General features: G+C 35.6%; 32 protein-coding genes. 29 read left to right on the forward strand and 3 right to left on the reverse strand.

Annotation, left to right across the window (positions count from 1 at the left end):
• Positions 1-36: 36 nt before the first annotated feature.
• The 12 genes from BLP98_RS04110 (at position 37) to BLP98_RS04155 (ending at position 6526) form a co-directional block, all read left to right on the forward strand.
• Positions 37-366 carry a hypothetical protein gene (locus BLP98_RS04110; RefSeq protein ID WP_074482044.1) on the forward strand — a complete coding sequence of 110 codons (330 nt, stop codon included), beginning with the start codon at positions 37-39 and terminating at the stop codon, positions 364-366.
• A 6-nt stretch (positions 367-372) separates the two neighbouring features.
• Positions 373-1257: a hypothetical protein gene (locus BLP98_RS04115; protein WP_074482045.1), complete on the forward strand. Its 885-nt coding sequence runs from the start codon at positions 373-375 to the stop codon at positions 1255-1257.
• Positions 1250-1558: a DUF4176 domain-containing protein gene (locus tag BLP98_RS04120; RefSeq protein WP_074482046.1), complete on the forward strand. Its 309-nt coding sequence runs from the start codon at positions 1250-1252 to the stop codon at positions 1556-1558. Before BLP98_RS04115 ends, BLP98_RS04120 begins: the two co-directional genes overlap by 8 nt.
• A gap of 154 nt (positions 1559-1712) precedes the next feature.
• Complete coding sequence (locus BLP98_RS09535; protein ID WP_234792787.1) at positions 1713-2129, forward strand: hypothetical protein; 417 nt, start codon at positions 1713-1715, stop codon at positions 2127-2129.
• A 5-nt stretch (positions 2130-2134) separates the two neighbouring features.
• A complete protein-coding gene (locus BLP98_RS09540) occupies positions 2135-2728 on the forward strand; it encodes a hypothetical protein (RefSeq protein ID WP_234792788.1) in 594 nt (197 codons plus the stop codon).
• A 168-nt stretch (positions 2729-2896) separates the two neighbouring features.
• The gene (locus BLP98_RS09400) at positions 2897-3067 is read left to right on the forward strand and encodes a hypothetical protein (protein WP_159427427.1); all 171 of its coding nucleotides are present in this window, start codon (positions 2897-2899) and stop codon (positions 3065-3067) included.
• A gap of 125 nt (positions 3068-3192) precedes the next feature.
• Positions 3193-3741: a hypothetical protein gene (locus BLP98_RS04130; protein ID WP_074482047.1), complete on the forward strand. Its 549-nt coding sequence runs from the start codon at positions 3193-3195 to the stop codon at positions 3739-3741.
• 21 nt (positions 3742-3762) lie between these two features.
• Positions 3763-4308 (forward strand): hypothetical protein, encoded by a 546-nt coding sequence (locus BLP98_RS04135; protein WP_142349352.1) that lies wholly within the window; start codon positions 3763-3765, stop codon positions 4306-4308.
• Positions 4305-4886: a hypothetical protein gene (locus BLP98_RS04140; protein WP_074482049.1), complete on the forward strand. Its 582-nt coding sequence runs from the start codon at positions 4305-4307 to the stop codon at positions 4884-4886. Before BLP98_RS04135 ends, BLP98_RS04140 begins: the two co-directional genes overlap by 4 nt.
• Positions 4883-5473 (forward strand): hypothetical protein, encoded by a 591-nt coding sequence (locus tag BLP98_RS04145; RefSeq protein WP_074482050.1) that lies wholly within the window; start codon positions 4883-4885, stop codon positions 5471-5473. Before BLP98_RS04140 ends, BLP98_RS04145 begins: the two co-directional genes overlap by 4 nt.
• A 1-nt stretch (position 5474) precedes the next feature.
• Positions 5475-5768 (forward strand): DUF4176 domain-containing protein, encoded by a 294-nt coding sequence (locus BLP98_RS04150; protein ID WP_074482051.1) that lies wholly within the window; start codon positions 5475-5477, stop codon positions 5766-5768.
• A gap of 293 nt (positions 5769-6061) precedes the next feature.
• Positions 6062-6526: a DUF2798 domain-containing protein gene (locus BLP98_RS04155; protein ID WP_074482052.1), complete on the forward strand. Its 465-nt coding sequence runs from the start codon at positions 6062-6064 to the stop codon at positions 6524-6526.
• Between the two features lie 36 nt (positions 6527-6562).
• On the opposite strand, the gene BLP98_RS04160 is transcribed toward BLP98_RS04155, so the two are convergent.
• A complete protein-coding gene (locus BLP98_RS04160; protein ID WP_074482053.1) occupies positions 6563-6862 on the reverse strand; it encodes an ArsR/SmtB family transcription factor in 300 nt (99 codons plus the stop codon).
• Positions 6863-7092: 230 nt separating this feature from the next.
• On the opposite strand from BLP98_RS04160, the gene BLP98_RS04165 reads away from it, so the two are divergent.
• From BLP98_RS04165 to BLP98_RS04230, 15 genes are all read left to right on the forward strand, one after another.
• A complete protein-coding gene (locus tag BLP98_RS04165) occupies positions 7093-8247 on the forward strand; it encodes an MFS transporter (RefSeq protein ID WP_081341159.1) in 1155 nt (384 codons plus the stop codon).
• 28 nt (positions 8248-8275) lie between these two features.
• Positions 8276-8794, forward strand: coding sequence for a chorismate pyruvate-lyase family protein (locus BLP98_RS04170; RefSeq protein WP_074482054.1), 519 nt, complete (start codon positions 8276-8278; stop codon positions 8792-8794).
• Positions 8795-8973: 179 nt separating this feature from the next.
• The gene (locus tag BLP98_RS04175) at positions 8974-11763 is read left to right on the forward strand and encodes a cation-translocating P-type ATPase (RefSeq protein WP_074482055.1); all 2790 of its coding nucleotides are present in this window, start codon (positions 8974-8976) and stop codon (positions 11761-11763) included.
• A gap of 79 nt (positions 11764-11842) precedes the next feature.
• On the forward strand, positions 11843-13030 hold the full coding sequence (locus BLP98_RS04180; RefSeq protein WP_074482056.1) for an Mbeg1-like protein: 1188 nt from the start codon (positions 11843-11845) through the stop codon (positions 13028-13030).
• A gap of 87 nt (positions 13031-13117) precedes the next feature.
• The gene (gene nmlR, locus BLP98_RS04185; protein WP_074482057.1) at positions 13118-13477 is read left to right on the forward strand and encodes a stress response transcriptional regulator NmlR; all 360 of its coding nucleotides are present in this window, start codon (positions 13118-13120) and stop codon (positions 13475-13477) included.
• Between the two features lie 50 nt (positions 13478-13527).
• The gene (locus tag BLP98_RS04190; protein ID WP_074482240.1) at positions 13528-14388 is read left to right on the forward strand and encodes a hypothetical protein; all 861 of its coding nucleotides are present in this window, start codon (positions 13528-13530) and stop codon (positions 14386-14388) included.
• A gap of 98 nt (positions 14389-14486) precedes the next feature.
• Positions 14487-14987 (forward strand): YkgJ family cysteine cluster protein, encoded by a 501-nt coding sequence (locus BLP98_RS04195; protein WP_074482241.1) that lies wholly within the window; start codon positions 14487-14489, stop codon positions 14985-14987.
• A gap of 77 nt (positions 14988-15064) precedes the next feature.
• Complete coding sequence (locus BLP98_RS04200; RefSeq protein WP_074482058.1) at positions 15065-16018, forward strand: helix-turn-helix transcriptional regulator; 954 nt, start codon at positions 15065-15067, stop codon at positions 16016-16018.
• Positions 16019-16097: 79 nt separating this feature from the next.
• The gene (locus BLP98_RS09625; protein WP_267888035.1) at positions 16098-16223 is read left to right on the forward strand and encodes a hypothetical protein; all 126 of its coding nucleotides are present in this window, start codon (positions 16098-16100) and stop codon (positions 16221-16223) included.
• Positions 16224-16276: 53 nt separating this feature from the next.
• Complete coding sequence (locus BLP98_RS04205; protein ID WP_074482059.1) at positions 16277-17617, forward strand: DUF262 domain-containing protein; 1341 nt, start codon at positions 16277-16279, stop codon at positions 17615-17617.
• A complete protein-coding gene (locus BLP98_RS04210) occupies positions 17614-19515 on the forward strand; it encodes a DUF262 domain-containing protein (RefSeq protein WP_074482060.1) in 1902 nt (633 codons plus the stop codon). Before BLP98_RS04205 ends, BLP98_RS04210 begins: the two co-directional genes overlap by 4 nt.
• 151 nt (positions 19516-19666) lie before the next feature.
• Positions 19667-20719 carry an ABC transporter permease gene (locus tag BLP98_RS04215; RefSeq protein ID WP_074482061.1) on the forward strand — a complete coding sequence of 351 codons (1053 nt, stop codon included), beginning with the start codon at positions 19667-19669 and terminating at the stop codon, positions 20717-20719.
• Positions 20720-20728: 9 nt separating this feature from the next.
• The gene (locus BLP98_RS04220; RefSeq protein WP_074482062.1) at positions 20729-21412 is read left to right on the forward strand and encodes an ABC transporter ATP-binding protein; all 684 of its coding nucleotides are present in this window, start codon (positions 20729-20731) and stop codon (positions 21410-21412) included.
• 83 nt (positions 21413-21495) lie between these two features.
• A complete protein-coding gene (locus BLP98_RS04225; RefSeq protein WP_074482063.1) occupies positions 21496-21825 on the forward strand; it encodes a potassium channel family protein in 330 nt (109 codons plus the stop codon).
• A 10-nt stretch (positions 21826-21835) separates the two neighbouring features.
• Complete coding sequence (locus tag BLP98_RS04230) at positions 21836-22522, forward strand: pyrimidine 5'-nucleotidase PynA (protein ID WP_074482064.1); 687 nt, start codon at positions 21836-21838, stop codon at positions 22520-22522.
• Between the two features lie 39 nt (positions 22523-22561).
• Here the strand turns inward: BLP98_RS04230 and BLP98_RS04235 are convergent, their stop codons facing one another.
• Positions 22562-23233, reverse strand: coding sequence for a Crp/Fnr family transcriptional regulator (locus tag BLP98_RS04235; protein WP_074482065.1), 672 nt, complete (start codon positions 23231-23233; stop codon positions 22562-22564).
• Positions 23234-23312: 79 nt separating this feature from the next.
• Positions 23313-24179: a LysR family transcriptional regulator gene (locus BLP98_RS04240; protein WP_074482066.1), complete on the reverse strand. Its 867-nt coding sequence runs from the start codon at positions 24177-24179 to the stop codon at positions 23313-23315.
• Positions 24180-24285: 106 nt separating this feature from the next.
• Here BLP98_RS04240 and BLP98_RS04245 point away from each other — a divergent pair, with 106 nt between their 5' ends.
• Positions 24286-25311: a YeiH family protein gene (locus BLP98_RS04245; protein WP_074482067.1), complete on the forward strand. Its 1026-nt coding sequence runs from the start codon at positions 24286-24288 to the stop codon at positions 25309-25311.
• Between the two features lie 160 nt (positions 25312-25471).
• Positions 25472-26848: an NAD-dependent succinate-semialdehyde dehydrogenase gene (locus tag BLP98_RS04250; protein WP_074482068.1), complete on the forward strand. Its 1377-nt coding sequence runs from the start codon at positions 25472-25474 to the stop codon at positions 26846-26848.
• Positions 26849-26920: the final 72 nt, after the last annotated feature.

The raw sequence follows: 26920 nt of genomic DNA on the forward strand, positions 1-26920 counted from the left end.
CGTTGGCTTTGAAGCAAGTTTGCCGGGAAAGCTGCCATGGTAGTAACTTTTGCGGATTTAGCTGTTTCTGGTGTTTCTGGTGGGGCTAAAGAATTTTCAAAAACTGGAGATGTCGGTAAAGGTGTTATTGCTGGGACCTTCTCAGCAGTTAAAAGTGTAGGATCTTTGGAAGGTGCAACGATTGGAGCAGCTGTTGGATTAGGGATATACATTCTTGATAAAACGGGAGTATTGGATACTGCTGAAGATCTTACAATGAAATTCTATGATAAATCTAAAGAAGTAGTCGGAAAAGCTGTTAAATCAGTAGGTGAAGCTATTTTAACTACATTTGGAGGTATTGGAAAGGCAATAGGTTTTGGGTGATAAATAATGGAAAAAAAATCAATATTCAATGCAAGTTTTGAAGAAAGTATCAATTTAGAAAATGATGATTTTAGAAAATTTAATCAAAAATCTTATGACGATCTTCTAAAATATTTTGAAAATGGAGGCCCATCTACTAAATTTAAATTAACCTATTTCTTCCTTTCACTAATTTTTCCAATTGGAATAAATTATTTATTTACTGTATTGACACAAGAGGCAGTTACTCAAAAACAATTTATGGGGTATCTTGCTTTAGAACATAATATTCTACCGATAAAATATTATGGATTTTTTCTAGTTATTTGGCTGGGAATTATCTTAATAGGAAAATGGTTTAATCAAGTGTTTATTTTATGTTATCGAATGCAGTTTCACGCTCAAGTTACAGCTTTTATTTGGCTATTTATAGAAGCTAATTTAACCTTTATTACAATTTATTTCCATACAATAACTATATGGGGAGTCTTATTATTGTTATTGATTTCTATTATGTTAGGTTATGCGATGATGCAAACTCAACTAAGACGGTTGAAACGTATTTTGTATGGTGAAAAGTTTCCTATTTCGACTATTGAAAAACTTGTAATGAAATTTTCTATTTATGGTATGGGATTGCTAGGGGGAGCAATTATTGTCAAAATGATAACGAAAGTATTCTCAGTTAATTTGACTAATTCAATGGAGTATTTTGCTTTCTTTTTATGTTGGCCAATTAGCAATGTCTTATTTTTAGCTTTGTTCATATTTGTAGAGTTGTCCCATTTCCTTCCAGCCTACTACAAACTTAAATATCCTGAACAGTATCGAAAGTATGAAGGTAAATCTCTTGAAGAGTGGTATGGGAAAAAATATTTGAAAAAACACAAGGAATTAACAGAAAATGAATAAGTCAAAAGAATTATTACCGTTAGGAAGTATTGTTTATCTTGAAGAAGAAACTCAAAAAATAGTTATTGTTGGTCGAGGGGCTATTTTTGAAGATCCAGAAACTGGTGAACAGGTCTTTGCGGACTATATTGGTGTTCTTTATCCAGCAGGACTGCAAACAAATTCAACTTTGTTCTTCCAACATGAGAATATCGATGAAGTGGTTTTTGAAGGTTATCATGATGATGAAGAAGACAGATTTTTAAAAGTTTATCATGAGTGGGAAGAAAAATTGAAAATTCCACGAAAGCAAATTGACTAATTGATTTTAAGACGTTTTTGCGATTTTTCTATATCTATTAACGCTAAAAGCGACTGTTAGAATCGGAGCCTGTTTTGAGTGAAAAACAAGAAGAAATTATTTCTGAAAACTGTTTCAATTTATGTTATAATGATTAGAAAATATCGGTTAAATTTTGGGAGAGATTTATGAGATTAAGATAAGCGAGGTTTTGGAGCAAAAAGCTAGCCTCGCAAGTTCGATAAGTAAGACAAAAAGCCAACTTTCAAGTGCTAAAAAGAAACTCAATCAAGCAAGTAATTCTGACGCCTTAAAGGGAAATGTCAAGGACGCTATTGATGATAAAATCAACAATTATCAAGTGCCTTTGCTGACAAATTATGTCAACAGCCTTGATGTCATTATGCAAGGTTATGACAACCTGATTAGCACTTTTAAGAGTATTGTCAGCGAAAACAGTGACAGTGCCATTATCGACACGGACGTCCTCCAACAAATGGTGGATAAGTTTGATTCGCCACTAGAGCAGTTAAAAACTAGCTCAGATGTTATAACAAGGCTATTGATGAAGTCGCAGACATTGTCGCACTGACCAAAGTGACAACAGACGATGCCGTCTCAGAATTCAAAGGTGCCAAAAAAGTCCTTACCAATACCATCAAGGATATGGGGATTTTTAATAACACTGTCTTTACAAGTGAAGCAGGGGATATTCTAGAGGAGCAGAATACGCAACTCAGTAGCTTGTCAGATTTAGGAAGTAGCTCATATACAAGTAAGAAAGCCAAAGATTTTTACAAAGATAGCACCTTTAAAGCTGAAGTCAAAGAGGTTAAGTTAGTTGTTAACGGCAAAGCTAGGAAAAGTCACTTAAAAAACGAACTCGCTAAAAATTTGTATGATTCCAAGTATAGTGGGTATATGAATGAGAAAATTTTATCATCTACTAATGTGCCTGAACCAGTTATGGTGACCTGTAAGAGTTCTAAAAAACAAAGTGAGAAACTTGATAAAAACTCACAAGCACTTTTGAAAAAAGCTAAAGAGGACAGGGATAAGGGACTTATTTCTGAATCAACTTATCAATCTATAAAAAGTGGACTGGTCAGTGGTGGCGGAGCGTTTTTGAAAGAATTTGCTCAAGAAAAAATTACTGATGAAGCTGCTGAAAAATTCACTAAAGGAGCATGAGAGTGGCTGGTACAAAATACTCAAAACACACAATATGCTGCAGTAGGTGCACTTGCTGGAGGTGGAGTTCACACTGTTCCAATTGATGTAAATCCTGCTTATAGTCATTTTGTTGTTGGTGTTGCAAAATATGGCGCTCCCGTAGTTGGCTCAGCTTTAGATTTTGGTATGCAGCTGTCAAGTGGTGAGGATATTGTTGATCCAGGAATAAAGACTGGAGCACATACGGCTATTGGAGTAGCGGGAGCAGAGTTAGGAGCGACCTTAGGGAGCGCAATCCCAGTTATTGGTACTATTGGAGGTGGCGCTGTTGGTTTTGCACTAGGTGTAAGCGGATGATTCTGCGTATGACAATGTTATTAAAACTTTGGCGGAGAATCCAAAAGAGTATATGAATGATGTCGGTAAGGCAGTATATGGATTTTTGAATGGATTTGGAAGTGCAATTCAATAAGTGAGGTTATATGTTATATTCTAATAAATTAACAGCAATTGGAAACTATAGAGGTGATTCTGTTTTTTATGATGAGGAAAAGGAAGCATTTTATTTAGCGAGTCAGAAGCATGAGGAAAAAGCTCTTTCAAATACAGTACTTGCTGGATTAATATTGGCAAGCTTGCCACTGATTAGATGGTTAGATGATTCTTTTAAAGTAGATAATATTGTTTTTAGGGTAATTCTTTTAGGTATTTCAAGCCTTTTTATGGTATTTTTGGCTAGTCACTATTTAAAACAGAGATATCTCCGTTTGCAATTAGAAAGATTATATTTTAGTGATGTTGAATTTAGAAGTTTTATCATTCAGGAAGAAAAAAATGCAAGAATTGCCTTGTCAGTTCTTTATGCTTTATTTTTAATAATTTTTATTTCTGGAATAGTATACCTCGTAACATCAATATTTCTATTTTTATTTCTAACAGTGATTTTCTTATTTCCGTTGATACTTTTTTTATTAATTAAACCCTGGAAAAGGCGGATTATTATTTTGAAATTGTCAAAAATTTATAAGTAAAAATATCTTAGTAAGAGGAGAATGATGTTAACAGATAATACTAAAGTGACATTGGTTAAAAAAGATGATTACTATCTTTATGGTGATTCTTTAACAGGTGGTTTTTATAAAGTTTTTGAAACAAAACAGCTGATTATTAATAAATACAAGCAAGTCATTTTTTATATCATAGGTGCGACTGTCGTTAAACAATTGGAGAGACTTTATTTGTCCATCTCTTCTATGGGATTAAATTCTTGCTTGCTTCTGGTGGTAATGATATTGATTTCTTTCAAATCATATCAGCAGTTAATTGAATGGCAAGATGAAATTGATTTTGAGAAAGTTCAGATACCTCAAAATCAAGTAGCATTAATAGCTGAAGATGCAGCAAAGAGTCTAAAACAAAATCTGATATTAGTGGTCATTTTAATAACTTTATGGGGAATGGTATCTTTCTTTTTTCTTATCTTTTCTTCGACGTTTTTTCTAGTTATTTCACTAGTCTTATGGTATGTTTTAACACTTATTGTTCCGACTATTCATTTATGTAAACGAAAATATTTTATAAAAGAGAAGTTACAATGACGAAAATACCGTTATACCCGATTGACAAAGATTTTTATCTTTATTTTGACATTGATGATAAGTCATTTTATCGTGCCTTTAATCAGTCAATGTATGAAAAATCAAAAGAAAAAGAGATTGTTTCAAAGATATCAATACTTAGAAAAAGCATTCCCATTTTTCTTCCCATTTTCCTGATGCTAGGAACATTTTTTACAAATAAATATAGCATTTGGTCGACTTTATTTGTCAATATTGTTAATTTAGCTATTGTCACCTTGATCTGTATTTATGGCATAACGATGTATGCGATAAATTTCAAAAAGAGAGTTACTGAACACTATAAAACATTGACCTATATTAAAGTTGACTGCTGCCAGGAAGAGGTATTAGAAAAACTGAAGCAGCATAGTTCTAAAATTTTAAAAATTAGATTACTTTTTATTGTGTCAACTATTGTTTTAGGATTAGTTTTTCTGTTATTTTCAAATGTATTAGTGCTTTTCTTATATTTTTTGATGTTTTTAGTGACAAATTATCTTTTTATTGTAACTACAGTAAAGCCATATGCTATTTTAAAAAGGGTATTTAATAAATGAATTATCAAGACAAAATTGAGTTATATCATGATGGAGAGAAGACGTATTATTACGATCTTGATGAGAAAAAATTGTATGTTCAGTTGATGAATACAATGAACCATAGAGAAAAAACAAGAATGTTTTTAAAAAAATCTTCAGAATTGTCACTAGCAGTAGGAATTCTATCCATTATTCTCAATCGGTGGTATAGAGAAGTGGCTAGTTTGGAGCTTAACTTATCTCTTTTAGTCTTTTCTTGTCTTGTGCTTATTGGTTTGATATGTTGGCTAAGTAATTTTTTTACAAAGCAACAAAGTAATCCTTTTTCATTTGTACTAGTTAATATGGATGAATTTGATGTTGAAAATCTAATTGAACAATCAGGAAAGTTAGCTGATAGCTTGCGAAATTTAAGTATCATTTCACTTATCATTGTGATGCTTGGGTTGCCTTTATTTCTGATTAATTCTTTATTAATTGCTTTAGTGGTGGCAATATTCGGTGCTCTGCTATTTTGGGGAAGTCTTTCTTATTTTGATATTTTAAAACGTTACAAAGCTATTGATAGTTTAAAAGAAAATTATTTCAATGTGAAAAGGGGTTGAAATGAGTACTTTATTACCTATCGGAAGTGTTGTGCAATTAGAAAAAGGTGAAGCGAAACTGATGATTGTTAGCCGTTTTCCGCTTTACAATAATAATGGTGAGATAGGTTATTTTGATTATTCAGCCTGTCTTTATCCAAATGGAAATGTAGATAATCAAGCATACTTCTTTAATCAAGAAAATATCGAGAAGGTTTGGTTTAAAGGATATATTGATGAAAATGAAGAAAAATTACTGCAAAAATTTGAATCAGAGAGAGCCAATATCAAGTATCCTCGATTAGAATTGAAGTAGTAGATTATATGCTCTAATAACGATGTTAAAGAATAAGCTTGTCATAATAAAATAGTGATTATGATTCCAGAAGTAAGCGTGTAAAACGTTTACTTTAATTTTTTCTTCAAAAAAACTTACGAAGAAAATTTTTTTATGGTAGACTAACTCCTGTTGACTGTAAACTGGAGTTGATTGGAGAAGTGTTGGAGTAAAAAATCCATTCAGGCACTATCCTAGCGGAGGACATATTGTTGTACGCCGACCTAGGTTGAGGGTTGATAATCGATTATATAAGATGAATGGAGAATAAAATGCCTCGTAATTTTAAAGAAGCAATGGTTTTTACGTGTTTGATGTGTGGAATGATGGTTTTTGGAATGAGTATTTGGAATTTAGTTGTTGCAGGTGCTTTTTCATGGCAACATGTCTTTTTAGGTTTCATTCCAGGATTTATCGTTGCTTTTATTTTAGATACTCTAATTGTTGGACCAATTGCTAAGAAAATTGCTTTTGGAATCCTACCAAGTGGTTTAAAACACCAATTAGTAAAAATCCTTACAGTGTCGGGCTGCATGGTTCTTGGTATGGTAACTTGCATGTCACTTTATGGAATGATTTTTAGTCATGGCTTGTCAAATGTTAGCTTGACTTTGTACGGTCGTACGTGGTTGACAAACTTTGTTGTTGCTTTACCTTATAACTTTATCATTGTCGGTCCAATTGCACGTTTCTTCTTGGGAGAAATTCAAAAACAAGGAATTTTGGCCGCAGAATAAGCATAAAAAAAGCTGGAGTAATCTCCAGTTTTTTTATTATAAATTATTAATTAAATCGGTTAATGAGTATTTTTCAAGAGTGTCATGGTTTAATCGGACAAATTTATTTTGCCCAGCTTTTCGGGTAATCGTTAGGCCAGCCTCGCGTAGAGTTTTAAAGTGGTAAGAGACAGCGGATTTGCTCATATTGAGCAATTCACCGATTTCACCACACCCAAGCTCACTTTCTCTCTTCGATAAGATACGAAGAATATTTAATCTGACTGGATCAGCTAAGGCTTTAAAAATTTTGATTAAATCTTCATCATTATAGTTAGAATATTGTTCAATAGTCATACGAAAATTGTACTATCGAAAGTTTTATTTGTCAATTTATTAAGTGTTTTTTTAATTTTCTGAAAATAAATCTTGACAGTATTTCCTTTGAGTAGTAATATTATTACATAATATTTCAAAAGTCTTTGAACTATTTAACTAGAGTGAGAGGAGATTGCAAATTTTTGATTGCTGGGTGATGCTGATAATATCAGCTTGCTTTTCAATTAATAGAAAGTGTGATTATAAAAATGAAAAAATATGCTTCCTTGTTCTTTTTAACAATGTTTATCATTGGAACAGATACGTTTTTGATTTCTCCATTGTTAACGACTTTATCTAGTCTTTATCATATTGATACGTCAATTTCTGGATGGATGGTTAGTGCGTATGCTATTGGTTATGCTCTATTTGCTTTGGTTTCAGGGCCAATTTCAGATGGAAGAGATCGAAAAAAAGTGATGGTCTATGGTCTATTAGCCTTTACGATTTCAACTTTTTTGTGTGGCTTTGCCAATTCATTTACTTTGATGCTTTTGTTTCGTTTTTTGGCTGGGATTAGTGCCTCTTTTGTGACACCTCAAGTTTGGGCATCGATTCCAGTGGTGGTTGATAAAAAACACATTGTTCAGGTGATGGGTTATGCAACTGCTGGTTTATCTGTTTCTCAAATGGCGGGTGTTCCAATCGGTGGTTATCTTGCGGGAATTTCATGGCGTGCACCATTCATTACCATTTCAGCGGCTTCTTTGGTCTTATTACTTCTTATCAATTTTTGTATGCCAAAATTGGAAATTGGAACGGGACACAGAATTTCCTTTACAGTAGCTTATAAAAATGTTTTAACGAATAAAAAATCCGTGTCTTATCTTCTAGCTTATTTTGTGTTTCAGACGGGATCATTTACAGCAATCACTTTTATTGCGACTTGGTTTAATCATAGCTTTGGTTTGTCTTTAGCTAATATTAGTACAGCAATTATTGCTATTGGTGCTGGTAATCTTGCTGGATCACTTTTGGGCAGTCATATTGTTAAACGTTTTGGTTTACAAAAGACATTTAAAACAGAACTGATGACACTTGTTATTCTTAACGTGGCGCTGTTATTTGTTCATCATTTTTGGATGGCAGAAGTATTATTGACTATTATTTATGTGAACAATGGATTTATTTTTCCATTATTTATGACGACATTGCAAAGTACTGTTGAAAATGCTCGAAGTACTATTTCGTCATTATCAAATGCCGTGATGTATTTGGGTGAAACCATTGCAGGGATTGTTGGTGGTATCTTATTTGAACAATTTACAGGATTCTCAGGAATTGCTGTTTTTGCAGCAGTAATGATTGCTCTTTCGTTGCTATTGTATTATCAAGCAGGAGCTTTTAAGAAGGTTGATAATTAATGGTTCTTTGTTGTAACAAGGTGGGCAAATGAAAAGAAATTTGAAAAAGGTTCTTAGTGATATTTTATTTCAAAATACTGGCTCGACTACTTCAATTTTAGAAGCAATAACAAATAAAAGGGTTGAAGTAGAAATAATTCAAGAACGTATTATTTGTGATAGAGACTATTCTATTCGGTATAATTGGGGAGATTCTTTGATTTTGCGAGCTACAACATTAAAAGCTGGTGGTATTGATATCTCAAATAATATTGTTATTTATGATACTGATAAAGTAAATCAATTGGATGATTTTCATGTTCAGAATTGTTCAATACCGATTGGTAAAATTTTAGAAAAAATTGATTACAGGAGAGTAATAATTTTTTCTGGCCTAAAAAACCCGGCTTATATAAGCAAATACTGTAACTTTTTTAATCTAACAACTGCAGAGTATCCAGTAAAAGAGTACCAATTTATACATGATGGTGAAGTTTATTTTCATATCATTGAGTTATATTTAGAAGAAAATTTACTTGATCTTTTGAATGATACGTTAATAATTTAGAGTATATTTTTAAAATACAAAAACATCTTAGATATATAGGTCTAAGATGTTTTTGTACACATATGAAATGTCTGTTGAAAATGCTTTGAAAAGCTGACTTCATTTATCTCTTTATTTTTAAAAAGTAGTATAATGGCCTTAAGAACGTGAAACCGTTTTTAGAAATCGAGGAACAAGTTATGACTGATAGAACACAAAAAAATAATGTTCAACTTGGCCTTGAAACTTACGCAGCAAAGGACGTTTATCAGGCCGCTGCTACGCAAAGCTCTGGACTAAGTCGAAAACAAGTTAAAGAACGTCAAAAACAATATGGTCCTAATCGGTTAAAAGAAGCGCAAAAAGAACCTATCATTGTGACCTTTATTAAAAACTTCACCAGTCTAATGGCGATTTTGCTTTGGGTAGGTGGAGCGGTGGCTATTTTATCTCATAGTGTTGAACTAGGGCTTGCTATCTGGTTTGTCAATATTATCAATGGGGTTTTTAGCTTTGTTCAAGAATATCGGGCTAGTCAAGCAACTCAGGCGTTGAAGAAAATGTTGCCTTCTTATGCGCGTGTTATTCGTGAGGGGCAAGAAGAAAAAGTCTTAGCTGAAGAATTGGTGCCTGGTGACCTTGTCTTGATTGAAGAAGGAGACCGTATTTCAGCTGATGGTCGTATTATCTTTGCGACTGATTTGCAGGTTAACCAATCTGCCTTAACCGGTGAATCAAATCCTGTTTATAAAAATAGCGAAGCTGATACTGACCCGCAAAAAACAGCTCTCGAGTATGACAATATGGTCTTTGCCGGAACGACTGTTTCATCTGGTTCAGCTAAAATGGTTGTGTCTGCAATCGGTATGTCAACACAATTTGGGCAAATCGCTCATTTGACGCAAAATATGACTGATGACAAGAGTCCACTTCAAAAAGAATTGGACCATTTGACCAAACAAATTTCGGTCATTGCCATTACAGTAGGTGTTATCTTCTTTATCGCAGCAACTTTATTTGTCCATGAACCTTTTGCTAAATCTTTCATTTTTGCGCTTGGGATGATTGTTGCTTTTATCCCAGAAGGCTTGCTTCCAACAGTAACCCTTTCTTTGGCAATGGCGGTGCAACGCATGGCTAAGTCCAATGCCTTGGTTAAAAAATTATCGTCAGTTGAAACCTTGGGAGCAACTTCAGTCATTTGTTCGGATAAAACTGGGACATTGACTCAAAACGCCATGACTGTCAATCACCTCTGGCAAGTATCTGGTCAATATGAGGTGACTGGCCTTGGTTATGCAGCTGAAGGTGATATCCGCAACAGCAATGGTAAGAAAGCTGCGCTTGTCGAAAATCAACCGCTGGAATACTTAGTCCGCTTCGCTCATCTCTGTAGCAATGCACAAGTCTTGGCGCCAAATGATGATAATCCTTCTTACACAGTACTTGGTGACCCAACGGAAGCCTGCTTGAATGTCTTGGCGGAAAAAGCTGGCTTAACCTTAGAGAAAAATAATGACTGGGCACCGCGTTTGAAAGAATTACCTTTTGATTCGGTGCGCAAGCGTATGACGACGATTAATCGTGTTGATAGCCAAGTAGATGGTAGTTCTTTGGTGTCAATCACCAAGGGAGCTCCGAAAGAAATGGTTGAGCTCTGCCATTTTTACAAAGACCAAACAGGTATTCATGAAATGACTGCAGACGTTCAATCACGTATCTTAGCCGCAAACGATGCCTTTGCAAGAGATGGTTTGCGTGTTTTGGCGCTAGCTTATCGTACTTTGGAAAGTGATCGTTTGAGTCAAGAAGATGATTGGACACAAGAAACTCTTGAAAAGAATATGATTTTTCTTGGTTTGATTGCCATGAGTGACCCACCACGTGACGGTGTTCGTGAAGCTATTGAAAAGTGCCATAAAGCAAGTATCCGTATTATCATGGTGACTGGTGATTATGGTTTGACAGCTCTTAGTATCGCTAAGAAAATCGGTATTGTGCGTGGCGATGATGCGCGTGTGGTAACAGGTCTTGAATTAGAAGAGATGTCTGATGACGCCTTAAAAGAAGCTCTTAAAGGTGAGATTGTCTTTGCGCGTGTGGCACCAGAACAAAAATACCGTGTGGTAACAGCTTTGCAAGAATTGGGCGAAGTCGTTGCTGTAACAGGTGATGGCGTCAACGATGCTCCTGCTCTTAAAAAGGCTGATATCGGTGTTGCCATGGGGGTAACTGGTACTGATGTTGCTAAAGAGTCTGCGGATATGATTTTAACAGACGACCACTTTGCTTCCATCGTTGATGCGGTTGAAGAAGGACGTGCCGTTTACCATAACATCAAGAAATTCTTGACCTACATCTTTAATTCCAACACACCAGAAGCGGTGCCATCTGCCTTCTTCCTCTTGTCACGTGGTTTTGTGCCACTTCCTTTGACTGTTATGCAAATTCTAGCAGTTGATTTGGGAACAGATATGATTCCAGCGCTTGGTTTAGGGGTTGAACCTCCAGAACCAGGTGTGATGAACCAACCACCTCGCAAATTGACTGATCGTTTGCTGGATAAGAAATTGCTGATAAAAGCTTTTTTATGGTATGGTTTGATCGAATCAGTTCTTGCCATGGGTGCATTCTTCATCACTTATCTACTTCATAATGGTAATTTAGCGGTGCTTGCAGGTTCAGGTCAACTTTATCAAGAAGCTACAACTATGACTCTTGGTGCTATTATTTTCTGTCAAATTGGTATGGTGATGAATAGTCGAACATCTGATCAATCGATTCGCAAGTTACAATTATTTGGTAACCCTTTGATTAATATCGGTTTGATTGTTGAATTGATTATTTTTGTCATTTTAGTTTATGTGCCTATTTTCCATAATCTATTCAATACCGCAAGTCTAGGTTTTTGGCATTGGGTATATTTGGTACTGTGTCCGTTTGTCATTGTTGGGCTTGAGGAATGGCGTAAGCGCATCATGCGGAAGTAGAATGACTTGCTATTGTGGTCTGGTTTTTCCTTGACACTCTTTGCAAATCTCTGTAAAATTCAAGAGTTAGGGGAGAATTATGGCAACAATTAATGATTATTTAGACTGTAATGGTAGTCGTACGTTTGACGAATTTGCATTTAACGAAGCTGATATTTTATGTTTAAATGAGCTTGGTTATTTTTGCTTTGAAGAGTTGGATGCGTCAATTGATTTTAAAAAGACCGTTAATCTACATGAGGTCTTATTACCTTATATCACAGGAGAAAAGACCTTTAGTCATAGTTTTTTAGTGACTGAAGAGCGGATTAAGCTCTTGCAGAAAGTTGTGGCTTCAAAACGTTTTGCCAATTTGAATTTGTCTGATTATGTCAATGACGTTGATGCGGAATACGAAAGACAGTTTTCAGCTATGGTCTTTACTTTACCTGAAATTAACCATCATCAGCTGGTTTTTCGCGGGACAGATGATACCATGATTGGCTGGAAAGAGGATTTTAAACTGACTTATGTTCAAGAAATTCCTGCTCATCGTGCGGCTGTGGCTTATCTTGAAAACTACCTTGAAAAATACGCTGGTAAAGTGACCGTTAGCGGGCATTCCAAGGGTGGAAATTTGGCCCTTTATGCTGTGGCCCATGTTAATGACTTGCTTTGTGAGCAAATCGAAAAAGTTTATATGCTTGATGCGCCAGGTTTGCAAGAAAAAGGTCTTGAAAGTGATGGCTATAAGGCGATTCGCGAGCGCGTGACGGTGATTCGACCAGAAGAATCTATCGTTGGCATTATGCTTTACAATGACATTGAGCCGATTGTGGTTAAGAGTAATGCTTCAGGCATCATGCAGCATGCCCTTACGTCGTGGCAATTTAATGAAGAAACAGGTGAGCTAATCTTAGCTGAGCGCCAAACTGATTTAAGCCAAAATCTTGAGAAGACTTTCAAGCAATGGATGAATGAATTATCTAGTCAAGAATTGAAAATACTTTTTGACACTCTCTTTGATACCTTGATGTCAAGCGGAATTCATAGCATCAATGACGTCACAATCGACCGAGAATTTGGTACCAAATTAGCCACCAGCATTGCTTCCTTCTATTCAATCGGAACGGAAAAGAAACTCTTGCTTGCCAAGTCAGCCAAGTTATTCTTGCAGGCTTTTGTTGGTTATAGCAAACTTGGTAATTTTGGTAAAGATAGATTGTTGATTAACTTGCCTGATTTTAACAGTTTCTTATCTAATTTAAATAATAAAAAATTGAAATAGAACTTGAGAATTTTCTCAAGTTTTTTTCTTGACTTGGAGTCAACTCTAAGGTATATACTGATAGTGAAATAAGAAGGGAGATGACCTATGAACATAAAAAAAGTAAGTGAACAAACAGGAATTTCAGCAGATACTATCCGTTATTATGAACGCATCGGCTTACTTCCGCGTGTTAAACGTAATAAATCTGGTATTCGTGATTTTTCAGAGAAAGATATTGCTGCTCTTGAGTTTATTCGTTGTTTTAGAAGTGCTGGCATGAGCGTGGAATCTCTTATTGAGTATATGGCTTTGTTTAAAGAAGGTGAAGGAACTGAAGAAGCTCGTCTACATATTTTAGAAGAACAACGTGAAAAGTTAGTGACACGTATCAATGAATTACAGACAGCATTGAATCGGATGGATCATAAGATTGAAAATTATAAAAAGCTGATTCTTAAGCAATAGGGTATTAGCCAATCGTGACAATTTCCTTATGTCATGTTAAACTAGATTTTATGACGCAATATAAACATATCAGAATAGTGCAGGCTGGGCATTTTCTAAAGCTTTTTAAAAATGATTCGCAGTTTGCCACACCAATTTTTAGAATAGATCAAAAACGTAAAAACTTGCAATTTGTCATTGTCTTTAAGTTAGAAGATGATGGCTTTTATATTCTTAATCACTCAAAACTTGGTTACAGTAGCGATATAAAGCGTATCAGACTGTTTACTAAATCTATGCTTTATCAGGGCATGATGTCAGTCCCTTTAAGGGCGCGTGAGACGATTCAGATTTTACAAGTTCCTAGCAGTCAAGATAGTCAAAAAGATTATATAACTTATTATAATCAAGCAGCGATAGCGTGGATTGCCTATGGGAAGAAAATCGATGATGTTTATGATCCTTTTAGAGATGCTCATTCAGCTATTTTTCATAATGAATGGCAAGAAGAGCAGTTGTTATCGTATGAAGATTATCAAGGCATTCAAGATTTTCACCCTTTTTCAGTAAAAGAAGATCAGGAAAATCCCTTGTCGTGTTTTTACAAAGACCCGATAAGAAAGCAAAATATTAACCTTCAAGTGATGGGCTGGTATTATCTTGGTCAGCAGTTAAAAATCAGCTGGAAACCAGATAATCAGTACAAAGCGCGTTGGCGCTCGTCGGTAGTTGCCATTGATAAAAAGACCGGCAAATATTTTTTCCAAGGAAATATTTATCGGCAAAAGGGCACAGATCCCGTATTTCTTGACCATCTACTTATTGATTTTGAAGGCGCTGGGCAAAATAGCAGAGCTGCAAAAGCTGAATATCATCAATTTATCGATGAAATCAAAGAACAAGAGCGTGTGGCGTTGTTGAAGCTGCGTTGATTATTTTTAGTTTCTAGACTCATGAATAAAGTCTCCACTGGAGACTTTATTTGTGCTATAATATTTTCTGACTGAAAACAATGTTAGAAAGTATGAAAATGACAGATATTGATATTGAACGCTATCACGAATTAGCGCAACAAAAACAAAAAGAACACCGTAAATTTTTAGCTAGTCTCAAGAAAAAAGCGCCTAAAAACTTGGATAAAATCACTCAAGAAATCCATACAGAAGTTTTTAACGAGATTGATTGTACGAAATGTGCTAACTGCTGTAAAAGCTTAGGTCCATTGTTTACAGAAGCTGACATTACCCGTATCTCTAAAGTTTTCCGTATGAAATTAGGGGCTTTTGAAGACATGTATTTGCGCGTGGATGAAGATGGCGACAAGGTTTTCCAATCTATGCCATGCCCATTTTTAGGTGATGACAATCTTTGTACCATTTATGACGTGCGCCCGAAAGCTTGCCGTGAGTTTCCACACACAGACCGCAAAAAAATCTATCAAATCAATAACTTAACCATCAAAAACACCCTTTTCTGCCCAGCAGCCTACCTCTTTGTTGAAAAACTCAAAGAACGCTTGGAAGGGAAATAGAGAAGTTGCCCTCAAGAATGATTGAGGGTCATTCTTATATCTTACAAAATAAAATGTATATATATTTGAGGTGAATGATGAACGATCAGGAAAGAATTCTATCAATCGGTTTGAAAATGCATAATGGAGAGCATTTATCTAAAACTGAACTTGCTAATGAATTTGAAGTAAGTGAAAAAACAATTCAGCGTGATTTTTCTCTGCTGAGGGATTTTGTGGATTGTCAATCAGCAGTATTCGGTGAAATAGTATATGACAACAAGGAACATACTCGTTATTTTAATGGCAAAACATCTTTCAATAAAAAAGATATTTTAGTCATTTCAAAAATCTTGCTTGAAAATCGAGCGTTGAACAAAGAAGAAAATGAAAATCTACTTCAGAGTTTATTAGCTTTGCTCTCAAAAGCTGATAGGAAAGAAATTGAAACAATTATTGCGAGTGAACGTTGTAATTATGCGCCAATTACTGATAGACAAAATCGTATTGAAAAAATTTGGGCTTTCTCTGAAGCGATTCGTCAAGAAAGAGTTTTAGATATCATCTACAAATCTCCTTATAAAGAGAATGAGAAACAACATACAATTTTTCCCGTTTCCCTGTATTATGATGCTCACTATTTTTATATTGTTGCTTTTAATATAAAATATGAAACTTATATGACTTTGAGAATTGATCGAATTAAGGAATGGAAAATTTCTCATGTAAAGAAGCCAGCAATATCATACAGTAAAAAATTTCGAGACGGTGATGTACGTAATCAACATGTAGATGCTTTTTTAGGACAATCGATAACGGTTTGTATTGAGTTTAGTTATGATCCTGATATTGTTCGTGATCAGTTCCCAAATGCAAAAATATTATCAAAGTCGAATGGTAAAACAGTACTATCATTTACAAGTCAAAATACTTCTGGTTTAAAACGTTGGCTTCTTAGTCAAGGTGAGGGGGTGGTCGTTCTAAAACCTGAAAGTTTAGTTGAAGAAATGAAAACTTTTATACAAAAAATGCAAAAAAATTATAAAAAATAATAGCGTGGACAAATATTGTCTATGCTATTTTATATAATAAACATATCAAAAATAAAAAATTATTTAAGGAGTTAAAAAAATGCAAGAATGGGTAGTTATTGATCAATTTGGAAATGTGATTGCACAAGGATTTTTTGACAAGCAGGCAGCAGAATTTTATGCACAAAATATTCCAAATGCAAGTGTTGTCAGAAAAAACAGTTAATCGTGTTTTTTTAAAATCAACTACTTTTGAAAAGAGAGGAAAAATTTGACAGTATGGCACATACTGATGAGATAACATTTAAGGGGATGAGCCTAGGGGAGGTTTTAGCAAATTCGAGGCTAAACATTCCTAATTATCAGAGACCATATAGTTGGAAAGCAAAGAATGTTCGAAATCTTTTTTATGATATAAAAGAGGCTAAACAAAAAGAAAACTATCATCTCGGAACTTTGATTTTACATGAAAATGATAAGACAATTGATATTGTCGATGGGCAACAACGTTTAATATCGATTGCTTTATTTTTAAAAGTGATGGAAAGCTCTACAGGTGAAAAGTATCTTGGCGCTCAACATCTACTGGAACAAGAATACAGTGATCAGTCTTGTCAGCACGCTAAAGAGAATTTTGAAGAGTGGCAAAGACTGGTAGAATCAGAAGGAAAAGATGAGACTGAGAAAATTTTAGAGTTTTTATTGAAAAAATGCGAAGTTTCTGTCATTACCATGCCGAAAGACCATTTAGCTGAAGCTTTTCAATTATTTGATTCACAGAATAATCGTGGAAAATCTCTAGAACCGCATGATTTGCTAAAAGCTTATCATTTGAGAAGTATTGATTCCCCTAAGGAAGATGATATTAAAAATTGGGAGGAGGCAGTCTCAGATGAGCAGTTGCCTTTGAAAGAACTCTTTAATCAGTATCTATTTCGTATGCGTCGTTGGTCTAGTGGTGAAACTGGTTTAACAAAGGTGAATAACAAAAGTTATTTACGTTTTACAGAAGCGTATATTGATAACTTTAAAGGAAATGATTTATCTCAAGATTATCCTTATTTGGGTTTGTATAAAACGTTGGAGGAAAAGAACATAGACTTTCCTAAATCATTATTAATGCCAATTATTAATGGGAAAATTTTCTTTGAATATATTACGGATGCTCATCAAAAAGTTAAAAAGTATCAGGTTCAACAAAGTGAAAAAAACAGCGAGACAACACTCGATAGTCTTTTGAATAGTTGTGGAGTAGATGATAAGGTACTTGCTATTTTGACAAGTAAAAAATCACGATATAATCGCAATCGTAATCTTTTTGAAAATCTCTTAATGTTGTATGTTGACCGTTTCGGAGAGAGTAAAGTTGATAAATCTGTTCTTGAACTGATTTATGTCTGGGCTTATTATCCACGTATTAAAATGAGTGCAATTTATGATGCGACTCAAGCAAACTACGCTGTTGGGAAAAGGCTTAGAGATAGGCATGATTTTCAAAATGTTTTTCAACTTTTGCAGCAATCATCGACACCAGAAGAGTTCAAAATGAATTTTGATCATGAAATCTTTGAAAATACATCTATTCAGGATATTTATGAAAAAGAGGAGTCTAAGAAATGAGCGAGAAAAACACTTGTTTAACAGTTAAAGATTTGTTGCAGGGTGAATATAAAATCCCACTTTATCAGAGAAATTTTGCTTGGACTTATGATGAGATTGAACAGTTGATTGTTGATGTTTCTGATGCTTGTAAGGAAAAGAAGAATGCTTATTATATTGGAACACTCGTTGTAGATTCAGGTAATAACATTATTGATGGTCAACAGCGTACAACAGCTCTAACGTTAATTGCGTTAGCTTTGAAAAAATATGATAAGAATAAGATTCATTTAACTTTTGCAGCACGAAAGCAGTCCAACAAGACTTTAGCAAAGCTTTTAGAATATGTAAAAAATTCGAATGAAGAACTTAAAGAGGTAAAAACTTTACATGATTTTGAATCAAATGAATTGACGATTGGATTTGACAATGCGATTAAAGCTTTGAAGAAAGTTCTTGATGAGGATAAAAAATTAGATAGAGAAACATTTTCAAACTATCTTTTTGAACATGTTAAGATTTTTCAAACAGAATTGTCAACTGATTTAGATTTAAATCTGTATTTTGAGCGCTTTAACTCTCGTGGAGAGCAGCTGCAAGCACATGAGATTATCAAGGCACAGATGATGGATGTCCTAAGAGATACTGCTGAAGAAACACAGAAATTTGCTAAAATATGGGAAGCTTGCTCACAAATGGATAAAGCTGTGATTCTATCCTTTAACCATAAAAGTAGACCTGATGATGATAATTTAGAACGTGAAAAGATTTTTTCAAAAAATTATAACGATTATCAACTGAAAAATATTTATAACAGTATGGAGGCGAAAGAAGTTGGACGATATAAGCTTTCAGATTATCTTAATAACTCTAATGAAGTAACGAAAGAAAAATATCAAGAAAATGATTTGTCTACTTATCGTCCCTTGGTCAATTTTGAAACGTTTTTATATTATGTTTTTTACTTAACTGAAGGTACAAAAAGTGGCGAAATTACGCTTGATGATAAGAAATTGTTAGCTAAATTTGAAGGAAAAATGCGTGGCTTAAAGGATGAAAAGTACAGCTGGGTTATCAAGTTTAGTGAGAATCTTCTTCGATTACGCTTTATTTTCGATAATTTTATTATTCAAAATTTTTTTGAGGATAATAATCGAGATGAGACTAATTGGCTATTAAATAAAGCCATTAGACAAGATAAAAATGCTAAAAAGCATGGTAGGAAATATGTTCAAACAGACTTCTCGCCCACTTTTAGTGGGAATCTAAATACTGAAATTATCCAATTACAATCTATGTTCGCTGTTACTTTTACTTCGAACCGTGATACAAAATGGCTTTATGAGACCATGTCATATTTATTTGAAAATAGTGATAAGCTTGGTAGCGAAAATTTTGCCGAAGAGTTTAAAGGTTTTCTTGAAAAATTAGCAGTGAAATTTGCAGAAGAACGTATCTTTATTGACCATGAAATAAAGAGTTATCAAGAATTTGTTCCAGTTTATGCTTTTAATTTTATTGATTACATTCTTTGGACAAAACGTGATGAAGAGCAATTTAAAAAAGTGTTTTCTGACGCAAAGAATTTTAAATTCAGATATCGTCAGTCAATTGAACATTGGTATCCGCAGAATCCAAATGAAGAAGACACTAATTTAAAAAAATTAGATGATAATTATCTTCATTCTATTGGAAATCTTTGTCTCATTACACAGAGTCAAAATTCAAAATTTAGTAATTCTCGTCCTCAAGCAAAGGCAAAATGGAAAGATGACTTTAGCACTCAAAGTTTAAAGTTACAGTGGATGAAATACATTACAGATAAAGAACAACAGTGGTCTAAGAAACAAATTGATAAAATGTCAAAAGAAGTTAATCAGTATGTAAATGATTTTATTGATTCAGTCTCTAAATCTTAAACTGCTCACCTCCCCTCATTTTGAGGGGAGGTTTTTCTATCCCTTGCTACGCTTACGTTTTCGTGAAAGCGGTAAAATTTGCAATCAAATAAATGTACTTTGTATGAAAATCATAGTAAGCTAACAGTAATCGAAATAGAGGAGGGTACTTATGTTTTTAGCCTGGAATGAAATGAAACACTCGAAGTTGCGTTATGGATTAGTGATTGGAGTGATTTTCTTGATTGCTTACTTGGTCTTTTTCCTAACGGGCTTGGCTAATGGTTTAGCCCAGACCAATCGCTCGGCGGTTGATTCTTGGAAAGCTGACCATATTATCTTAAGCGAACAAGCTAATAAAAATTTACGTTTGTCACGCTTTTCTACAGCCTTAGCAGATGAAGTCAAGGCAGACCAAACTGCTGAATTGACACAAGCTTCAGCAACCATAAAAGCTAATGATAAGTCGAAGGTGAATGTCAATTTATTTGCCATTAAGTCAGATGAATTCTTACGCCCAAAGCTTAGTGATGGAAAGATTTTCTCAAAAACTGGACAAGTTGTCGCAGATAGTAGTTTGAAAAAAGCTTATCAACTAGAGATTGGTGATGAGATTACTCTTGGAGATAGTGGCAAAAAGTTGACCATCACTGGTTTTACGGACAAGGCTAGCTTTAATGTGCAATCTGTTTTGTATCTGAGCAAGGACACACTGACAAGCATTCTCGGTGATAATAGCCAAGCTGCTACCATCAGTGCCCTTGTGGTTCGTGGCAAGGTTAATCAAGTTCCAAAAGGGCTTGAAAGCATGACCACAGCAAGCTTCATCGAGAATCTTCCAGGTTATAAAGCTCAAAATCTGACCTTTTCTTTCATGATTGGCTTTTTAATCGTCATCGCTGCTATAGTGATTGGGATTTTTATCTACATTTTGACCCTTCAGAAGAAAGAAATTTTTGGCGTCTTAAAAGCTCAAGGCATTTCTAACGGCTACCTGTCACGAATGGTTTTCGCACAGACTTTCATTCTGGCACTTTTGGCAGTAGGGTTAGGGCTTTTGGTGACAATGGCTAGCGCTTTAGTGTTGCCAACTAGTGTGCCTTTTCAGATTAGCCCACTTTTCTTTGCAGGCATCAGCGTGCTGATGATTCTTATCGCTGTGTTTGGTGCCCTTTTCTCAGTGGTAAGCATTGTCAAAGTTGACCCTTTAAAGGCAATCGGTTAGGAGATAATTATGACAGCAATTGAATTAATCAATATCAAAAAATATTTCAAAGATGGCCCAGAGCAAATTGAAGCTCTGAAAGAAACCAATTTGACCATTAATAAGGGAGAATTTGTAGCAGTTATTGGGCCATCAGGCTCTGGGAAAAGTACCTTTTTGACCATTATTGGCGGGCTACAATCCCCATCACAAGGTGAGGTCAGACTCAATGGTCAATCATTTAGTCAGAAAAAAGAAAAAGAACGCGCTAAAATGCGTTTTGACCAGATTGGATTTATTCTGCAAGCTTCAAACTTAGTGCCATTTTTAAAAATCAAAGACCAGCTACGTTTGGTTGATAAGGTGGATAAAGAAAAGCAACGTGAGTCGATTGATAGTCTTTTTGCTCAGCTTGGTATCACTGATATCGCAAACAAATACCCTGAGGAAATTTCAGGCGGACAAAGGCAACGAGTGGCTATTGCCAGAGCTTTGTACAATGATCCGACTATTATTTTGGCTGACGAACCAACAGCGAGTTTAGACACCGAAAAAGCTATGGAAGTTGTCAAAATATTAGCCGATGAAGCTAAAGAAAAAAATAAAGCAGTCTTAATGGTTACACACGACAGACGCTTAGTTGCTTATTGTGACCGATTGTTGGTCATGGAAGACGGCGTTTTACGAGAAGAAGAGATTGCTGCTTATCAGTAGTAATGTGTCTTGAGATGCGATGTGTGATATAATGAAGTCAAATCTTACTGACTTAAAAAAGGGTCGTTAGTAAAGGAGACGTCATGATTACTTTTTTCTTGCAAATGCGTCGGACATTGCGTGTCTTATGGTCACTCTTTAAGGATGATGAAACCAGAGGAATTGCTGGTGTCACAGCTGTTTTATTGCTTAGTGGGACACTTTTTTATGCACACGTAGAACATTTTACTTATTTAGATGCCCTTTACTTTTCATTTACAACTTTAACAACGATTGGCTACGGGGATATTTATCCCGTTACAGCGGCTGGAAAGATTTTTACCATGACGTATTCAGTTGTCGGATTAGGGGTTATGGGGAGTTTTCTAGCTGTTGTTGTTAAGAAATTGGGTCAATTGGATAGAAGAAAGTGAGAGGAGATCTGTGATTTATCGTGATTTATTGTTTGATTTGGACCATACTTTGCTTGATTTTAACGCGGCAGAAGATGTTGCTTTGACAGAGCTTTTGACAGAAGCGCGTGTGGGTGATGTTGAGACTTATAAAGAAGTTTATATTCCCATGAATCGTAAACTTTGGAATGATTTAAGTCTGAAAAAGATTACTAAGAAAGAGTTAGTTGACACGCGTTTTTCTCGTTTATTTGCCCATTTTGGGCACGAGGTTGATGGTCATGCCTTTGCCATGCGTTATCAAGATTTTCTTAGCCAACAAGGTCAGATTCTTCCAGGTGCAGATAAGCTTTTAGACCAGCTAAATCAAGAAGGTTACCGCATTTTTGGTGCAACAAATGGCATTACCAAGATTCAAACTGGTCGTATGGCCAATTCAGGAATTAAAGATTATTTTGAACACGTCTTTATCTCTGATGAAGTTGGTTTTCAAAAGCCAGATAAAGGTTTTTATGATGCGATTTCTGGAGCCATTTCACGATTTAATCATGACAAAGCTTTGATGATTGGTGATAATTTGCTGGCGGATATCCAAGGTGGCAATAATGCTGGCATCGATACTGTCTGGTATAACCCAGATAAAAAAGCCAACCACACCGCAGCCAACCCTACCTACACCGTCCACAACTATCAAGAATTGTTAAAATTATTACGATAAAAATAAAAACCGGAAGTTTTAAACTTCTAGCTTTTATCTTTAATAGTCGATTTTGCGTTCTTCGGTGATTAGTTTTGCCATTTGATCAGGATTTATAATATGAATCTGATGGCCTGTTTTTTCAATCATTTCTTCAGCGCGAAGTGCTTTTACCATTCGTGCAATGGTTACTGAGTGCATGCCTAGGTAGCAGGCGATTTCTTGATAGGTAAAGAATGTGTTTAAGGCTAGATTACCAGCTTCACACGGTTCAGCCTGATCAAGTAAGAAGCGGCAAAATTGGACCAAAGCGGGTTCATTTTTACTACTGTGAAAATGTTCCATGAGATAAATATGATTTTCTGTCAATGTATTTAACATCAGGCTAACAACTGAAGGAAAGCCCAACAATTCTTGAAATTGACGATTAGAAATGCGGTAAGCCACGCAAGGCGTTTTAGCAACAATTGAAAACGATTTTTTCCCGTAATAGTTCAAATGTAGCGTGTTCATCAATGGCACGAAGCCGACAAATTGTTGCTTTTTAAAGTAAAGGTAGGTTGTTTCTCTACCATCGCAAGAAATAGATGAAAGAGCACAAATGCCTGAAGATAGGATATAAATATCACCGCTTGTTTCGCCAGCGACGGATTGTGCGAGATTATCTCCCTTTTTAAAGGTCACACGTTCGCCGTATTGATAAAGTTCTGTAATATCTAGTGTAGAGTGCATAATTGCCCTTTCTAAAATTAACATAGGCTATATAACTATATAGTTTACGTTAAAAAAGCGTTTTTATCAAGCTAAAAAATTAGAAGAAGAGCTTAAAAACATCTTGATAATGATGTTTGAAGTGGCTATTTTTGCGCCAAATAAAGGTAAAATCATGGCTCATGGCAGGAATATCCAAAGTGATTTTTTTAAGTTTGCCTGCTGAAATTTCTTTTTGAACCACGCTTTGGTAGACAAAACTAATACCTAGATTTTTTTGGACCAGCTCACAAATGGTATTGAGGCTGCCAATTTCGGTGATTTTGCGAAAATCTGAAATAGTCAGGTTGGCTTCCTTGAGCGTGATTTCAAGCATTTCACGTGTTCCAGACCCTTGCTCGCGAACGATGATAGGATAGGCTAGTAGGTCTTCTAAAGAATAGCTACCGCTTGCTAGGGGTGAGTCGGGAGAAGCGACAGCGATAAAAGGTTCTGTGCGATAAGGCAGAAAATCATACTTTTCTTTTGAAAAGAAACCTTCAATCAAGGCAAAATCAATCTGCCCATTATCAATAGCCTTCAATAGTGTCTCGGTATTGTCCACCAGCATTTTGACTTGAAAGTTTGGGTGATTCGCCAAAATATCCACTAAAGAATCAGTCAAAACATACTCGCCAATGGTCAAAGTAGCCCCAAAATTTAGCGGTTGCAAATCTTGCTTGAGCTGTGTCTTGAAATGCTTAATATCTGTGTCCATAGTCGTCAGCAAATCAAGCAGTTCTTTGCCACTTTGTGTTATCTGGCATTGTTTACCAGAAAACGTGAAGAGTTTGGTTTGATATTCGGTTTCCAAAGCTTTGATATGCTTAGTGACAGCAGGCTGAGTGATATGCAGTTCTTTTGCGGCTTGGGTGAAATTAAGCGTTTCGCAGACTTTCATAAAAGTAAACACACGATAATCAAGCATGACAAATCTCCTTTGCAATCATTATTTGTTATTGTATCATAATAAATCATAATTTTACATTATAGATTGAGCGCGCTATAATGAGTGACGTGAAAAGGAGTTCATTATGTTAACAATTCAGAAAAAAGCGCCAGGAGTGATTCTTTGCGCGATTTTAGCCTTGCCAGCTTGGTTCCTAGGTCAAGCTTTTCCTTTGGTCGGTGCTCCAGTCTTTGCTATTTTGCTTGGCATGTTTGTGGGAAGTTTTTATCATAATCGCAAACAAACCGCCCAAGGCATTGGTTTTACCTCAAAATACATTTTACAGACAGCTGTGGTTTTATTAGGATTTGGTCTTAATTTAGGTCAAGTCTTAAAAGTTGGTGCTCAGTCACTACCAATCATTATTTCAACCATCGCAACGTCTTTAATCGTGGCATTTCTCTTACAAAAATGGTTGAAGCTGGACGTTAATACAGCGACTTTGGTCGGCGTTGGGTCATCTATCTGTGGTGGTTCAGCTATTGCAGCGACAGCACCAGTTATCAAGGCAAAAGATGAAGAGGTGGCTAAGAGTATTTCAGTTATTTTTCTCTTTAACATTCTCGCAGCGTTGATTTTTCCAACTTTAGGAGATTTGATTGGTTTGTCAAATCATGGCTTTGCCCTATTTGCAGGAACGGCTGTTAATGACACATCATCTGTTACAGCGACAGCAGCAGCTTGGGATGCTATTCATCAGTCAAATACTCTGGACGGTGCAACTATCGTTAAGTTAACTCGTACTTTGGCTATTATTCCTATTACACTTGGCTTGTCATTTTATAAGGCTTATAAAGAATCTAAAAATGGTGGAGCTTCTGAGAAGACTTTTAGTTTTAAAAAGGCCTTTCCAATGTTTGTCTTGTATTTCTTACTAGCTTCAATTGTGACAACACTTGCGAGTGCACTTGGCTTTGATACAATGCTTTTTGAGAATCTTAAAGTGTTGTCAAAATTCTTTATCGTCATGGCAATGGGAGCTATTGGACTTAATACAAATCCAGTCAAATTAGTAAAAACAGGTGGTCAAGCTATCGGTGTTGGTGCCGCTTGTTGGATTGCCATTACTTGTGTCAGCCTTTTGATGCAGCATATTTTAGGTATTTGGTAATAGTGAAGAAGTTGAGTAAAAATACTCAGCTTCTTTTTTTGAAACTACGCTTAATTCTTGAAAACGTTTCCTAGAGTGCTATAATGGAACCATACGGACTTGCTTAGGAGATATTAACTAATTTAAGGTATTGTTTTAAGCAAGAGGAAAAGGAGATATTATGGCATACAAAACAACTTACCCTTACACAAACGAAGTTCTAAAAACATTTGATAACGCGACAGATGCAGATTTAGAAGTTGCTTTGGCAAATGGACATGCACTTTATAAAAAATGGCGTGCTGAAGGTGGATTGGACGAGAGAAAAGTTCAATTACATAAAATTGCGGAGCTCTTGCGTCGAGACGTTGATAAATACGCTGAAGTGATGACAAAAGATATGGGAAAATTGTTCACGGAAGCTAAAGGTGAAGTCGAACTTTGTGCAGAAATTGCGGATTATTACGCTGATAAAGCCGAAGAATTCCTCAAACCACGTTCGCTAGAAAATATCAATGGTGATGCTTATTATATCAAGCAAGCCACGGGTGTATTGGTAGCTGTTGAGCCATGGAATTTCCCATTCTATCAAATCATGCGCGTTTTTGCTCCGAATTTCATGATTGGAAATCCGATGATTTTGAAACATGCTTCAATCTGTCCAGCATCAGCACAAGCTTTTGACGATTTGGTTTTGGAAGCTGGTGCACCAGTTGGTGCTTTTAAGAATCTTTTCTTATCTTACGACCAAGTCTCAAAAGCAATCGCAGACCCACGTGTCGTTGGTGTTTGTTTGACAGGTTCTGAACGTGGTGGTGCCTCAATTGCAGCAGAAGCAGGCGCTAATCTTAAAAAATCATCAATGGAACTCGGTGGTAATGATGCCTTTCTTATCCTAGAAGATGCTGACTTTGATTTGCTTGATAAGATAATCTTCTTTGCACGTCTTTATAATGCCGGTCAAGTTTGTACGTCATCAAAACGTTTTGTGGTTGTCGGTCAAGAAAATTATGACAAGTTCGTTGATATGGTGGTTAAACACTTTAAGTCAGCGAAATGGGGTGACCCAATGGACCCAGCGACAACTCTCGCACCATTGTCTTCAGCCGCCGCAAAAGAAGAAGTTCTTGGTCAAATCAAGTTAGCTAAAGAAAATGGTGCAACAGTGGTTTATGGTGATGAACCCATTGATCACCCAGGAAACTTTGTCATGCCAACAGTTTTGACAAACATCACTAAAGAAAATCCAATTTTTAATCAAGAAATCTTTGGTCCAGTAGCTTCAATTTACAAAGTGGACACCGAAGCAGAAGCCATTGAGCTTGCAAACGACTCAAGCTATGGTCTTGGTGGGACTATTTTTTCTAAGAATCTTGACAACGCCAAAGAAGTGGCAGCCAAGATTGAAACAGGTATGTCATTTATCAATTCTGGTTGGACATCACACCCAGAAATCCCATTTGGCGGCATTAAAAACTCAGGCTACGGTCGCGAATTAAGCGAACTTGGCTTTGACGCTTTTGTCAACGAACACCTGGTTTTTGTCCCAAATAATTAATTAGCTCTCCTTTTATTATCCTAATACAGCAAAAGCCACCTGTGGAGCTCATTCAGGTGGTTTTTGGCTTGT

The organism is Streptococcus equinus (genome assembly GCF_900104225.1).
GTDB lineage: Bacteria > Bacillota > Bacilli > Lactobacillales > Streptococcaceae > Streptococcus > Streptococcus equinus_D.